Origin of the sequence: Cutibacterium avidum ATCC 25577, assembly GCF_000227295.1 — a bacterium.
In the GTDB taxonomy this organism is placed as follows: Bacteria; Actinomycetota; Actinomycetes; order Propionibacteriales; family Propionibacteriaceae; genus Cutibacterium; species Cutibacterium avidum.
The window spans coordinates 1,057,050-1,070,745 of the sequence record NZ_JH165054.1; the positions used below are offsets into that span (position 1 = coordinate 1,057,050).

11 protein-coding genes are annotated in these 13,696 nt (G+C 61.2%); 4 read left to right on the forward strand and 7 right to left on the reverse strand.

All coding sequences use genetic code 11. The annotated features are described in order from the left end of the window. The first annotated feature begins 159 nt into the window (after window positions 1-159). Window positions 160-1,287, forward strand: a complete 1,128-nt coding sequence (alr, locus tag HMPREF9153_RS04740; protein ID WP_004809917.1) for an alanine racemase — start codon at window positions 160-162, stop codon at window positions 1,285-1,287. Window positions 1,288-1,511: 224 nt separating this feature from the next. Here the strand turns inward: alr and HMPREF9153_RS04745 are convergent, their stop codons facing one another. From HMPREF9153_RS04745 to HMPREF9153_RS04755, 3 genes are all read right to left on the reverse strand, one after another. After that, complete coding sequence (locus HMPREF9153_RS04745) at window positions 1,512-2,936, reverse strand: phosphoglucomutase/phosphomannomutase family protein (protein WP_004809919.1); 1,425 nt, start codon at window positions 2,934-2,936, stop codon at window positions 1,512-1,514. A 113-nt stretch (window positions 2,937-3,049) separates the two neighbouring features. Further along, window positions 3,050-4,240, reverse strand: coding sequence for a galactokinase family protein (locus HMPREF9153_RS04750; RefSeq protein WP_004809921.1), 1,191 nt, complete (start codon window positions 4,238-4,240; stop codon window positions 3,050-3,052). Next, window positions 4,237-5,073, reverse strand: coding sequence for a nucleotidyltransferase family protein (locus tag HMPREF9153_RS04755; protein WP_004809923.1), 837 nt, complete (start codon window positions 5,071-5,073; stop codon window positions 4,237-4,239). The genes HMPREF9153_RS04750 and HMPREF9153_RS04755 overlap by 4 nt, the downstream gene beginning before the upstream one ends. Window positions 5,074-5,197: 124 nt before the next feature. Between HMPREF9153_RS04755 and HMPREF9153_RS04760 the strand changes: the two genes are divergently transcribed. After that, window positions 5,198-6,067 (forward strand): hypothetical protein, encoded by an 870-nt coding sequence (locus tag HMPREF9153_RS04760; RefSeq protein WP_023032117.1) that lies wholly within the window; start codon window positions 5,198-5,200, stop codon window positions 6,065-6,067. A gap of 171 nt (window positions 6,068-6,238) precedes the next feature. Here the strand turns inward: HMPREF9153_RS04760 and HMPREF9153_RS04765 are convergent, their stop codons facing one another. Next, complete coding sequence (locus tag HMPREF9153_RS04765; RefSeq protein WP_004809929.1) at window positions 6,239-7,120, reverse strand: endonuclease domain-containing protein; 882 nt, start codon at window positions 7,118-7,120, stop codon at window positions 6,239-6,241. Window positions 7,121-7,470: 350 nt separating this feature from the next. On the opposite strand from HMPREF9153_RS04765, the gene fumC reads away from it, so the two are divergent. Next, window positions 7,471-8,877 carry a class II fumarate hydratase gene (gene fumC / locus HMPREF9153_RS04770; RefSeq protein ID WP_004809931.1) on the forward strand — a complete coding sequence of 469 codons (1,407 nt, stop codon included), beginning with the start codon at window positions 7,471-7,473 and terminating at the stop codon, window positions 8,875-8,877. A 207-nt stretch (window positions 8,878-9,084) separates the two neighbouring features. Here the strand turns inward: fumC and HMPREF9153_RS04775 are convergent, their stop codons facing one another. The 3 genes from HMPREF9153_RS04775 to HMPREF9153_RS04785 all read right to left on the reverse strand — a co-directional run bounded on the left by HMPREF9153_RS04775 (window position 9,085) and on the right by HMPREF9153_RS04785 (window position 12,460). Next, window positions 9,085-9,996 (reverse strand): carbohydrate ABC transporter permease, encoded by a 912-nt coding sequence (locus HMPREF9153_RS04775; RefSeq protein ID WP_004809933.1) that lies wholly within the window; start codon window positions 9,994-9,996, stop codon window positions 9,085-9,087. 1 nt (window position 9,997) lies between these two features. Next, window positions 9,998-10,891: a carbohydrate ABC transporter permease gene (locus HMPREF9153_RS04780; protein WP_174266656.1), complete on the reverse strand. Its 894-nt coding sequence runs from the start codon at window positions 10,889-10,891 to the stop codon at window positions 9,998-10,000. 252 nt (window positions 10,892-11,143) lie between these two features. Next, on the reverse strand, window positions 11,144-12,460 hold the full coding sequence (locus HMPREF9153_RS04785) for an ABC transporter substrate-binding protein (RefSeq protein ID WP_174266657.1): 1,317 nt from the start codon (window positions 12,458-12,460) through the stop codon (window positions 11,144-11,146). 253 nt (window positions 12,461-12,713) lie between these two features. Between HMPREF9153_RS04785 and HMPREF9153_RS04790 the strand changes: the two genes are divergently transcribed. Beyond that, window positions 12,714-13,694, forward strand: a complete 981-nt coding sequence (locus HMPREF9153_RS04790) for a LacI family DNA-binding transcriptional regulator (RefSeq protein ID WP_174266658.1) — start codon at window positions 12,714-12,716, stop codon at window positions 13,692-13,694. Window positions 13,695-13,696: the final 2 nt, after the last annotated feature.

Sequence of the window (13,696 nt, forward strand, 5' to 3'; positions counted from 1 at the left end):
CACTGGTGCAACCGTCCCGCAATGGAGTGCCCGGAATGGGGCCGTCCGCCAGCCACGCGGACGTGGACAGTTCCATCATTCCGTCATGCTTGCCGGCGCCGCCCTCCCCTATCCGTTGACCGCATCGCAATTTCTGACAGCTCAAAGGAGTTATGACACATGTCAAGATGCCCGTCGCCCTCACACGCCATTGTTGATCTGTCTGCCATCGCTGCGAACCTCGCCGTCGTCAGGAAACGGGCTGGTGACCGGAAGGTCCTCTTCGCCGTCAAGGCCGATGCTTATGGGCACGGCGCCGTCGAAGTCTCCCGCTATGTCGAAAAACATCACTGCGCTGACTGGCTCGCCGTCGCCACTGTCGCGGAAGGCCAAGAGCTGGTGGAAGCCAGCATCACACTCCCCATCCTCAAGCTCTCCCCCGTTGACCCCTGGGACCTCGATGCCGCTATCGAATCCGGCATGCGTCTCACGGTGGTGGATTTCGACACCCTGGATGCAGTGAACTTTGCCGCCGGGAAACGGGGAGTTACCGTCAAGATCCACATTGCCGTCGATAGCGGTATGGGGCGTATTGGGTTGCGGCCGGAACAACTTGGCGAACTCACGGCCGCCGCGGATCGTGCCGAGAACGTCGAGGTCGAGGGAGTATTCACTCACCTGCCCATCAGTGACGTCCCCGAGGGAGAGGACTTCACGCGACGCGAGATAAGCACCTTCATGGATGCTGTATCCCGGATCGAGGCGGAGCGCGGACCCTTCCCATTGGTGCACCTTGCCAACTCCGGCGCCATCCTTGGGCATGACCTGGGACGAACGTCGATGGTGCGCGCAGGCATCGTCGGTTACGGATACGACCCCGACCCGCACGCTGATCGCGCCGAACTGCGCCCTGCTTTGTCCTGGGTGAGTCACGTCACCTTCGTCAAAACTGTCAATCCGGGCGACACTATTGGCTACGGAAGGACTTGGACCGCAGGCGAGACGACAAAAATCGCCACCGTGCCTGTCGGATACGCCGATGGGCTGTCGAGGGCGTTGTCGAACAAGGGGCGCGTGCTCATCGGAGGCGCTGTCCACCCCATCGTCGGTCGGGTGTGCATGGATCAGTTCATGGTCGATCTCGGCCCCGATCCGACTGCCACCGTGGGTGATGAGGTGGTTCTCATCGGAACCCAGGAAGACGAGGTCCTGACCGCCGACGACATGGCCGAGCAGCTCGGAACCATCAGTTACGAGATCACCTGTGACATTTCGAAGCGGGTGGATCGTCATTGGACCGGGGAATGATGGGCTGATCGTCCCTGGGCTGCGTGGATAGCAACAAGCCACATCCTCACCTCATCCGCGCGTCGTGCCCCCTGCCCCCGAGCCCCATACCGGGCAAAATCCCCGCTTGGTGTGTGGTCACGTCACACCTCTGTCGCAACCACACACCAAGCGGGAAAACCCAGCACCAGGCCAACTGCCCGGGTCGCCGGGCCCAGCCCCTTGGCGTAAGCAGGGCCGCCCCGTCACTCGAATTGATAGTGTTCAACGACCTCGTCGATGCACGCACGGGCCATCTCAGCGTCCGGCATCTCGCAGAACACTCGTAGCAGGGGCTCGGTACCGGAGAAGCGAACAATGATCCACCCACCGTTGGCGAAGTACACCTTGACTCCGTCCATGTCGCTGATGTGGTCAATCTCGAGGCCAAAGTCGGGAAGATCCTTCTCCTCGTAGATGCGCTTCTTGAGCGCCTCCTTGTCCTCGGACGCGAAGGAGAAGTCATCCTCCACCATCTCGAGGCGACCGTAACGCTCCTCGATGTCGGCGTAGATCTGGGAAAGCTTCTTGCCCCGTTTGGCGATCATTTCCACCAGCAGGGTGCCCGCGTAGACGCCATCCTTGCCCGCAATGTGTCCCTTGACGGTCAAACCACCCGAGGACTCACCGCCGATCACAGCGCCGGTCTCAGCCATCTTGGACGACACCCACTTGAAACCGACCGGAACCTCGTAGCACGTCTGCCCGTGGGCCTCGGCAACGCGATCGAGCAGGTGTGTCGTCGCGAGGTTGCGCACGCACCCGCCCTTCCAGCCCTTGTCCTCCAACAGGTACGTGTACAGCAGGACCAAGATCTGGTTGGGGTGGAGGAAATGTCCCTGATCATCGATGATACCGAGTCGGTCAGCGTCACCATCGGTGGCGATGCCGATGTCGGCTCCCCGCTCGACGACCTCCTGGGTCAACGCTTGCAGAGTCTTGGAGTTCGGGGAGGGGAGACGCCCACCAAAGAGGGTGTCGCGGCGCTCGTGAATGGTGTCGACGTCGCAACGAGCCGTCATGAGGATGGTCTGGAGGCAGGTGCGAGAGACTCCGAACATCGGGTCGAGGACAACCTTGAGGTGGGCGTGTCGAATCGCTTCGAGGTCGACATGGTCGAGGATCGCGTCGATGTACCAGTTCATCGAGGTTTGCACCTCGACCAACCCGTCACGAAGGGCGTCAGCGCGGTGTACGCGCTTGATGTCGGCTGGGCCGATGGAATTGGCGCGACGCTGGATGGGTTCAGTGATCTCCACCTTGGCGTCACGACCGCCCTCCGTGAACACCTTGAGTCCGTTGTACGTCGCGGGGTTGTGGGAGGCCGTGACCGCCATGCCATAGGCACAGTCCAGGTCGCGGACAGTCCACATGATCATCGGGGTCGGGGCAGGCCGGTCAATGATCCGAACGGTGAGCCCATTGGCCGCGAGCACTTCTGCCGCCCACCATGCGAATTCTGGGGAGAGGAAGCGTTGGTCGTACCCAATAACGACCGGGCGCTGCTGTTGATTCTCGTCATGTATACGGTCTGAAAGCGCCTGAGCGACTCGCTCAACATTGAAACGAGTGAAGGTATCCGCGATGATCGCTCGCCAGCCGCCAGTGCCAAATTCGATCTCGTCCGCCACGACTCAAGAATAAGTTGGAAAACGCCTTCAGGTTCCAGGACGACCGCGGTCGCGAAGATCCGCTCACCACACCTGCGCGATGGCGAGATGGCGATGAGCGGACTCCCGGCTTTTCAGTCCAGGCGCCGAGCAGAGGGTCCCGGACGGGTGACGACAGTCGTCGCTTGGGACGCTTCTTCCGGGTACTCGTCGCGATACGAGGTGATCCATTTTTCGGCGAACTCCTTCGCCTCCGCGGACGGAACCAACGCCCACACCGAGCCGCCAAAACCAGCACCAAAGGAGGTTGAACCAACCGCTCCGAGATCATGCGCGATGCGCGCCAAGACGGCGGTCTGCGGAACCTGGTTGCCAAGAAGATCCTCGGCCGCTCGCTGAGATTCCTGGGCCATTCGACCGAACTCCTCGAGGTCGCCACACGATAGCGCCTTGGACGCCTCCGGGATGATCTTTTCGGACTCGGTCAGGAAATGATCCAGGCGTCGGGTGAGGTCCTCTCGATCCCGCACCACCTCGTAAAGCTTCTCGGCGTCAGGATCAACGGCAAGGACATCGCCGATGACCGCGTCATGACGACCAGTGTTCGAATTCCACCGACTGACGATCTCCCGAGTTGCCAGGGACGCTGCGTTGTAGAGATCCCGCGCAGCTCCGGTCTTCTCAGCCGCCACCCCAGAAACAATGACGACGAACGACATGTCCTCGGGGAACGGGACTCGTCTCTCCAGTCGGATCGGGCAGAAGCGGAATTGCCCGAGTTGACCGTCCTCGCTGCACACCATCGCCGTGTGGTCCTCTGAGCCGCCAAAAGTTCCCACGCCAGCGGCACCAGCAAGGTTCTTGAAGGTCATGCCGTTCTCGTGGCAGGCCAGGTATCCTGCCAGGTCAACGTCATCGGTGATGTTGTCTTGCCAAGCAGTGGTATCCGACAGCCCGTTGAAATCGGCCAGACCAAGCACAATCGCGCTGACCAGAGCTGACGAGGAGCTCATCCCGCTGGCAAGCGGCAGGTCGGAGGTCAACCGGATCCTCGCCGGGGCCAGGTCTCCAAAATTGGCCGTCAGGCGATCGAGTACGGCCTGGGCGTACCTGCCCCAATGCCCTGCCGGCAATTTTGGATCGTAGCCAGCTTTCAACGACAACTCACCGGGAGCTGCGTCGGTCGATGCCGTGAGCCCCCTGTCCCCTGGCTCCACCGAAATTGTAACGCCGCGATCCACTGCGGCCACCAACGTCGACCCACCGGCGTAATCGGTGTGCTTCCCGAGGACCTCGATACGCCCTGGAACGAACCACCGCGTCATAGTTTCACCTCGCGACCACCGAGCGCGTCAACCACCGAGGCGATGTCTCCACGGTTCGACATGTCAAGAACGCCCGCTTCGACGGGAACAACGGCAAACCGCTCGCCTTGCTCGACCATCCACCGCACCGCATCGACGATCTCGTACTCACCACGCGCAGACTTCTCGATGGAACGACAGGCTTCGAAAATTCTCGGGGTAAGCAGGAAGCAGTTCATCGAGACCAACGCGGTCTCCCCAGCAGCGTCAACAACTTCGGGGGCCGGCTTCTCGATGATATCGGTGAGCTGACCAGAATCGTCAGAATCCAGCAGAGCGAAGGCACGAATACGCTCCGGGTCGATGTTGGACTGATCGATCATGGCACGCTTCGTGAAGCCGAGCGTCGCAGATGCGGGTACTTCGCGAAGCCTGGCAACAGCGTCCTCGGGGTAGAAATTGTCCGAGTTCACAACAAGGACTCTGTCATCACCGGCGAAGTCCTCGGCGGCTGCAACCGCATCAGCAGTACCTAGCGGCTGCTCCTGAATCGCATATGTGATCTCGACTCGTGACTTCTCGCAAGAGTCGTAGTAATTGCGAATCAGATCGTGCTCCGGACCGATCACCAGACAGAATTGGTCAAACCCGGCATCTGCGAGGGAAGAAATCACATAATCGAGGAACGGACGGCCATCCAGACTGATCATTGCCTTGACGCCTGCCTGTGCGGCGCTTGCCTGTTCTGCAGTGAGGGAGACGCCCACAGCGGCCTTGCGCATGCGGGTTCCCAAGCCTCGAGCCATGATGACGGCCTTGCGAGGAGCTCGTTGTGTCACGGGATCGTGTGTCATGTGAGTAATCCTAGGAATCGTCTCGTTCTCGCACGCAGCTAGGACGGCACACGGTCACTTCAGGTGATCCTTTCCCATTTCTGCCGGCAGGGTGTCGGGGACACCAATCACGTATCCTCGTGACATGGCCACCGGTAGCAAGGGCACCTCGGGCAAGGGCTCGTCAGCTAGCAGACACTCGTCGGCGATAGTCTTCCTCACCATTCTCCTTTTCATCATGAAAGACAGCGCCTTCGATGGGATCATCGGCTTGGTGCTGTTCGCAACGGTGATCATGTGGATCGTCCAGGCGCAGAAGGACAAGAAAAAACGCAAGACCGGTTGGGATTACGAACACGAATCTGGCTCGGACGACCAAGAACTGCGGATCCTGAGTCCTGGTTCCTTGGGGCAGAAGAAGGTCATCGAGCGGCGGCCTCACACATCGGCGAAAGTTACTGACCCGCTGTCGGACCTCTCAGCTGACAAGTTGCTCAGCGATTCCTTCACCGCCCTGACCGACGCGCTCTCAGGTATTTCTGACGACTCCGAGAAGCACGACGAACCTGCACGTCCTCACCCTCATCAGACCCTTCCGACACCGTCGTATTCGCAGTGCTCGTCGCCTCCTGCCCCAGATTCAGGTGAAGACGTCCCCGAATCCTCGGGGATTGACAATTACGAACCCCTTCCGTCCGAAGTCGCTGCCCCTCGTTTCGACGCAGCGAGTCTTCCAGCTCCCGACGCACCCTCCGCTCTCCTTGTGCAGGGCGCGCATCCATCGACATCCCCGAAAACTTCCTCTAATCCCCGGAAGACCTCCTCTACCGCAGGCACGAAATCCCCCAGCAGCCTTGGCACAGCAAAACTCGTCAAGGATCGTCGTTTTGACGACATGCATCGCGGTTCGGCTGCCATTTCCATGACCCGCGAATCATCGACCATGCCCCTTCATGACGCCTCGGAGGACCACGGCTCGTGTCTGTCCGCCTCGTCCCTTTTCTCTCAGGACTGACAACCTTCGACATGTGGCCGATTCTCACTGTGCAGCATGAAAAGTCTCCAGTGCTCCAGGGGATCTACACGAACCTGCTCCGCCCCTTCTTGAGATGACAGTTTTCGCACCCGCGTCAACCCATCTAGGGCACGCTGCAATGCTCCCAGCTCAAGCACCGGCAGCCGCGCCTCACACCGGGACGAGTACCCCCTGATGTCGACGCCACAATGCTGACCTGATGGTGTCAAGAACCAGCTCCGGAGCTTCGCGGATCATCATCGGTGTCACGCGGATGACACGCCACCCAGCCCCCGCCAGGAGCGCATGACGCCGAGCAGTCATCTCGTAATCCCGGGGCTTCCCATGAAAGGTGTAGCCATCAACCTCGACGATCACCTTCTCGTGCTTGAACCAGAGATCGGGGAAGAGCACGCGTCCGTTGATCCACAACCTCTCATTCGCCCTCCACCCGTTGACTCGATACTCGTGCAAGAGCGCATGAAGCTCCCGTTCAGCTACCGACCAGGGTCGATCGAGGAGCTGCCTCAAAACCTCTTTGGTGGTTCCAGGCGACACCTTACGGGCCAAGCGACGTCGGGCATCTCGGAGCTCCTCAGGACTCACCCATCCTGCGCGGAGGGATGCCGTGGCCGCTTCCCAGTCCCCCCGAAGGGCCAACCAGAAGCACGTATAGGCATGAGTCGTCCTGAATCCATTACGGTCGTCAATGATCGACTCGCGTCCGGCTCGGTGAAAACGTAGCCAACTCCTCCTTGGCAGCCGGGGCATCGCATGCGGGATTATGACGTCGATCTCCGTGACATCAACGTCTCTCATTCCCGCCAAGTAGAGAGCGGCACGCCCGGTGAAGATTGCATTTGGTCGCCACAGCATGACGGCCCGCATCCAGGCATCAGGTCGCCGCACTGCATCCGTTGTCATGACGATGCGTGGCAGGGGCCTGATGACCCAACCTTCTCGTGCGGCTTTACGCGCCTGTCGCGCAACTCGGCCCACTGAACTGATTTTCGCCACGCCACCGCTGGCCTCAAGGATGTCAACTAGTTCCATATCTTCAGTTGTCGTTTCCGGGCGGGCGTTTCAGTCATCCAATGTGAAATTTGTGGATAACCCTGCGATCGGGATTCGGCGTTATCCACAGGCATCTTCCCAAGTCGACGGCCCGGGCCTCGTCCCGTCCCACCGAAAACCGTCGATCCGAACGTGATGCCTGCACCCCAATGCTCACGGCTCCAGCGAGATGACAGTTTTCGTCCGTGCCCCCCACGGAACCGTGACATTCCGGCAGATCATTTGTCAGGAGTAGACACCCTGCGTCATTCCCGCCACCAGTACTCATTGACGAAAAATCCCGACACCCCACCCAGTCCCGTCACCCACCTGCAAAGTAGGCTTGCGGCATGGCAGAGATGCGCATTGAGAAAGACAGCATGGGCGAGGTCGAAGTACCCGCCGAGCATTACTGGGGCGCCCAGACACAGCGCTCCCTTCACAACTTCGAGATCGGTCGTGACACCTTCGTCTGGGGCCGAGACATGATCCGTGCTCTCGGAACCCTCAAGAAGTCCGCGGCACTGGCCAACAAGGAACTGGGTGAGCTGCCGGGCGACGTCGCCGACCTCATCGTCCAGGCCGCTGACGAGGTCATCGCCGGAAAGCTCGATGACGAGTTCCCACTGGTCGTCTTCCAGACCGGTTCGGGCACCCAGTCCAACATGAACACCAACGAGGTCATCAGCAACCGCGCCATCGAGCTGGCTGGGGGCGAGCGCGGCTCGAAGAAGCCGGTCCACCCGAACGACCACGTCAACCGCGGCCAGTCCTCCAACGACACCTTCCCGACGGCCATGCACATCGCCGTCGTCTGCGCTCTCAATGAGCGCCTGTACCCCGCCGTCCAGCAGCTTCGCGACACCCTCGACGAGAAGGCCAAGAAATACGACGACGTCGTGATGGTTGGCCGCACCCACCTGCAGGACGCCACCCCGATCCGGCTCGGCCAGGTCATCAGCGGCTGGGTCGCCCAGATCGACTTCGCCCTCGACGGCATCCGTTACGCCGACTCCCGCGCTCGCGAGCTGGCCATCGGCGGCACCGCTGTCGGCACCGGCCTCAACGCTCACCCCGACTTCGGCCCGACCGTCGCCAAGCATGCGACCGAGGAGACCGGCATCGAGTTCAAGCAGGCCGACAACCTCTTCGCCGCACTGAGCGCCCACGACGCTCTGGTGCAGGTCTCCGGGTCCCTACGAGTTCTCGCCGACGCTCTCATGAAGATCGCCAACGACGTTCGCTGGTACGCATCCGGCCCCCGCAACGGCATCGGTGAGCTCCTCATCCCCGAGAACGAGCCCGGCTCCTCGATCATGCCTGGCAAGGTCAACCCGACCCAGTGCGAGGCCATGACGATGGTCGCCACCCGCGTGTTCGGCAATGACGCGACGGTCGGTTTCGCCGGTTCTCAGGGCAACTTCCAGCTCAACGTGTTCAAGCCCGTCATGGCTCACGCCTGCCTGGAGTCGATCCGCCTCATCGCCGATTCGTGCATCAGCTTCGACAAGCATTGCGCCTACGGCATCGAGCCGAACCCCGACAAGATCAAGGAGAATCTCGACAAGAACCTCATGCAGGTCACGGCTCTCAACCGTCACATCGGTTACGACCTGGCTTCAAAGATCGCCAAGAACGCGCATCACAAGGGCATCAGCCTGCGTGAGTCCGCTCTGACGATCGGTGGCATGAGCGAGGAGGACTTCGACAAGTGGGTCGTTCCCGCCGACATGACTCACCCCAGCGCCGCTGAGTGATTTTCGCCGCCCCAACGACGTATCGGGCCGGTCACTGCATTGACAGTGACCGGCCCGATGTTTTTTATACACGGCAGGAAAGGGACAGGTGGAGCAAGCGTCCTCAGGGCGCGACGCTGCCCTTGACCGGTCCGAGGGTCCCCATAGGGGGAACCCCACCGAGGATGGAATCCATGCTGCTGAAGTCCTATCGGCCCCCAGCTGGCATCAGCCCTTGACGGCGCCGGCGGCAAGTCCGGACTGCCAGTAACGCTGGAGCACCAGGAACAAAATCACCAGCGGAATGACACCAATGACAGAGGCCAGCATCACGGCACCCTTGTCCGGGGCGAAGTAGGCCATCATGCCGTAGAGGCCCTGGGTCACCGGCTGCAGACTCTCGTTGGTGATCATCATCAACGGCAATAGGAAGTTGTTCCACGTGGCGACGAAAATGAACAGGAAGATCGTCACCATGGCAGGAGCCAGCAGGCGCAATACCATCGTGGAGAAGATTCGGAATTCGCCAGCCCCGTCGATGCGAGCAGCCTCTAGAAGCTCAGTCGGAACCGACGAATCGGCGTAAACGTTGCCGAGGAAGACCCCGAAGGGGCTCACCATCGACGGGATGATCATCGCCCACACGGTATTGACCAGATGCATCTTGATGAACAACAGGTAGAGCGGAACGGTGAGCAGTGCCACCGGCATCAGCAGGCCGGTCATGATGACGACGAGCAGCACCCGGCGCCCCGGGAACTGGAACTTTGCCATCGCATACCCGCAGGCGACAGAAATGATCGTCCCAACAGCACCTGCCACGGTCGAGTAGACCAGCGAGTTGAGGACCCAACGCGGGAACATCCCCTTGGTCCAGGCCATCAGGGAATGCCAGTTGGTGGCCCAGTTGAACTCGCCGAAGGCGAATCCGGGGGTGCTCACGAGATCGGTGTTGTTCTTGGTTGATGCGACGACCAACCAGATGATGGGAAGCAAGAAGTAGCAGGCCACGAAGGCCAGGATCACGAAAGTGATCGTCCTAGCTGTCTTGGAGGGAGCAATGGAGCGCGGCGGCAGCCCCGCCAGCGACGGACGATAGCGAATGCCGTCCTTGGTGACGGCGGTCTTGTCGTGTGCCATGTCAGTCCGCCTTCCTCTGGACGAGGGCATAGATCATTGCGAGCACTCCAGCAACCAACGCCATCATGATGGACACTGCCGAGGCCGGTCCGGCACCACTCGGGCTGATATTTCCGTTCATGGTGTTGTAGGCCATCATCATCGGGGTGTAGTCACGCGGCATCCAGGTTGCCACGGTGGCCAGAACCGTCGGCTCGTTGAAGAGCTGGACGGTGCCGATGATCGACAGCAGGACGGCCAACAGCGCAGCACCGCGAACCATCGGGATCTTGATCTTCGTCATGATCTGCCATCCGGAAGCACCGTCGATGCGAGCTGCCTCGTAGAGATCCGACGGGATGGCCTGCAAGGCGGCCAAGAAGATGAGCATGTTGTAGCCGGTGAACGTCCACGTCGTCATGTTGGCCATTGAGCCCAGGATGACGTGGGAGCTCAGCAGACTGAAGCCGAGATGCCCGGCGAACGGGGAGATTTCGGGCAGGTAGAGGTAGGTCCACATGATTGCGCCGACGAGGCCCGGAATCGCGTAGGGCAGGAAGTAGGAGAGGCGCCAGAATCCGGGATGGCGCACCAAGTGGGAGTCGATGACCAAGGCCAGGAACAGCGCCGCCAGGATCATGATCGGGATCTGGAAGATTCCGAAGAGCATGACACGACCAATACCGTGCCAGAAGGCCGGATTTGTGCACACCTCCTGGAAGTTCTGCAGACCGACGAATTTCTCCACCGTCTGGCCGCCACCGAACAGCCCACCGCCTTCGGCAACCTGCTTGTGGAAGCCTGCCCGGATGCTCTCGATGATGGGGGCAATGAACACGATGATGAAGACGACGGTGAACGGCAACGCGAAGAGCCAGCCGGTCAGCGCCTCGTGTCTGGCCTTTCGACTGGCCATCGTGGTTGAGGACATGACGTCTCCTGTGAGGAATTGTCACGGTGTGGATCGTCTCGCACCGTTCGTGAGGTGGCCAATTGCCGACCACCGGGAACCGCGTCCGTGGCGGACCAAAAATGTCTGCTGGGGTGAGGGTCGGGGCCTCTTGGAGCTCGAGAGGCCCCGAGCTGACGAAAATCGTCCTCCCGATCCGCGCTCGTCATGCGACAGATGGGATCTGGAGCCGGGAATTGATCCCGACCCCAGTCGACATCACTCGTTGACCGGAAGGCCGGCGTCCTTGAGCGCCTTGACCGAAGTGTCCTGAGCGGTCTGGAAGATGTCCGAGACCTTGGCCTTGCCGGCTGCGGCATCGGCAGCCTTCTCATTCATCTTTGTGCCCACAACGGCGAATCCGGGGATGTAGCCGAACTTAGGAGCGAGCTTCTCGTTGGCCTTGGCGAGCTCAGCCATGACGTCCTGTCCGCCGAACTGTTTCTTCATCTTCTCGGGGGTGGTTACCTGGCCCTTGGCGGCGGGAACCAGCCCCTGGGTGGCAAGGTCATCGACCTGGGTGTTGAACCAGTCGTTGAACTGCATCGCCTGGGCGGCGTACTTGCAGCCCTTGACCACCGCCACGCCGGAACCACCGTCAGGACCGGTCAGCTCAGAGCCACCGAAGGGCGGCAACTGAGCCACACGCCACTGGCCGTTGTAAGGCGTCTTGTCCAGGGCGTCGAGCATGAAGCCGGTCTCCCAGGCAGCAGCAATATTGCCGATGAGCTTTCCGTTGACGAGAGCCTTCGTGTAGGCGTCGCTCCAACGGGCGTCGGTGAGGGCGCTCTTGTCGTCGAGGGCCTTCTGCCAGAAGTCAGCAACGACCTTGGTCTTGTCGCCGTTGGTGTCAACCTTCCACTTGTCACCCTCGGCGGAGTACCAGACGGCACCACCGGCAGCCGCCTGGGCGGACAGCGAGTTCTGGGCCTCATCGGGCTCGAACCCGAGGATGTACTTGCCCTTGGCAGCGGCTTTCTTGGCAGCGGCGAGCAGTTCATCGGAGGTCTTCGGAACCTCGATGCCGAGCTTCTTGAACTCAGCCTCGTTGTAGACGTAGACCAGCGGGCCGGTGTCCTGGGGGAGACCGACGACCTTGTCGCCGACCGACATCTGCCCGTAGGCGACGGAAAAGTGGTCCTTGTACTTCTCAGCCTCGCTGGTGACGTCCTGGACCAGGCCCTTGACGTACATGTCCGGAACCTCGGCATATCCGGCCTGCACCAGGCAAGGGGCGGTTCCGGCCTTGACGTCGGCCTCGAGCTTCGGCATGAGCTCGTTGGCCTTGCCCGGGAACTTCGTCGTCTCGACCTTGATGTCGGGGTGTTCGGAGTTCCACTTCTTGACGACGTCAGCAACCTTCGTCATGCCCTCGCCGTCGGGAAGACGATGCAGGTACTTAATGGTGACCGGGCCGGACGCAGATGTGGCAGCGGCCTGCGAAGCGCTCTGGCTCGACGACCCGGATCCCTCCGAAGAACTGCCACAGGCACCGAGAACGAGCGTTCCGGCGACCATCGCAGCCACAGAGGCCACCCGACGAGTACGGCGTGTGATCATGTCAACCCTCTTCCTTGAGCGTCGGGACGCGGAGAGCCCGCATCCTCGGGATGTTGACCGGCGTGTGGGGGAGACCGCCTTGGAGTCCGCCACAAACGTCGTGTACACGTGTACATTACGACATGTCACCCCACTCCGACAAGTGGGGGCCCACAATCGGAGCGTCGCCGATGACGATCCGGGGACAAAAGGAGGATTGCCGATGAGCGAGGACACGGGTCGGCCCACCATGCATGACGTGGCTCGGGTGGCCGGCGTATCCCATGCGACGGTGTCACGAGTTCTCAACGGTCACACCAATGTGGCCCCCGCAACTGCTCGTGCCGTGGCTGACGCGATCATCACCACCGGTTACGTACCCAATCGGGCAGCAAGGTCACTACGGGTTCAGTCAACTGACACCGTGGTCCTCGTCGCTCGCGAGAACGTCAATGTCTTCTACACCGAGCCGACCCTGTCCCCGATGGCATCCGGCGCGAATCTTCGTTTGTCGGAGCACGGCTACCAGATGCTGCTTGCCCTCGTCGATGATCCTCGCTCGGCAGAACGTGTGGGGTCATTGATTGCCGGAGGATCCTTCGACGCGGCGATTCTGGTCGCCATGACCAACGAGGATCCGCTCGTTGCACGCCTCATGGCGACAAATATCCCGCTCGTGACCGCATCGACGCCATTCCCGGGATCGGACATCCCCTCCGCTGACACGGACAACGTCGGAGGCGCCCGAGCCATTACCGAACGGCTGGTGGCCACTGGTCGGTCGAAAGTGGTCGCCATTGGTGGGCCTTCCTGGGCACCAGTCACCCCGTTGCGTCTCGACGGGTTCCACCAAGGTGCGAGAAATGCCGCGCTCGGGCACACCACGGTCGATGGGTGGACCCTCACCGCAGGCGAACGGGCAATGTCCGAGCTCCTCCAGCGCTACCCGGATCTCGACGGAGTCGTCGCGGCCTCCGATCTACTCGCCACCGGTGCGATCCGCGTCCTCAACGAAGCTGGGCGGCGAGTACCGCAGGATGTTGGCGTCGTCGGGTTCGACGATGCGCCGGCTGCGACCCTCAGCGATCCGCCATTGTCAACCGTACGAAGTGATGCCAGGGCGACCGGAGCCGCCCTGGCAGACATGGTGGTTGCACAGATTCGCGGTCAGGAACTCCCCCAACGCCACCTCGTCATACCGAACGAAGTGCTCTGGCGGGAGTCAGCCTGAGA

Bases quoted from the DNA above. Each gene is read 5' to 3' on its own strand.
- HMPREF9153_RS04760 (WP_023032117.1), top strand. From the start codon at position 5,198: ATGGCCACCGGTAGCAAGGGCACCTCGGGCAAGGGCTCGTCAGCTAGC.
- HMPREF9153_RS04780 (WP_174266656.1), bottom strand. From the start codon at position 10,891: ATGGCCAGTCGAAAGGCCAGACACGAGGCGCTGACCGGCTGGCTCTTC.
- HMPREF9153_RS04790 (WP_174266658.1), top strand. From the start codon at position 12,714: ATGCATGACGTGGCTCGGGTGGCCGGCGTATCCCATGCGACGGTGTCA.
- HMPREF9153_RS04775 (WP_004809933.1), bottom strand. From the start codon at position 9,996: ATGGCACACGACAAGACCGCCGTCACCAAGGACGGCATTCGCTATCGT.
- HMPREF9153_RS04755 (WP_004809923.1), bottom strand. From the start codon at position 5,073: ATGACACACGATCCCGTGACACAACGAGCTCCTCGCAAGGCCGTCATC.
- alr (WP_004809917.1), top strand. From the start codon at position 160: ATGTCAAGATGCCCGTCGCCCTCACACGCCATTGTTGATCTGTCTGCC.
- HMPREF9153_RS04750 (WP_004809921.1), bottom strand. From the start codon at position 4,240: ATGACGCGGTGGTTCGTTCCAGGGCGTATCGAGGTCCTCGGGAAGCAC.
- HMPREF9153_RS04765 (WP_004809929.1), bottom strand. From the start codon at position 7,120: ATGGAACTAGTTGACATCCTTGAGGCCAGCGGTGGCGTGGCGAAAATC.
- fumC (WP_004809931.1), top strand. From the start codon at position 7,471: ATGGCAGAGATGCGCATTGAGAAAGACAGCATGGGCGAGGTCGAAGTA.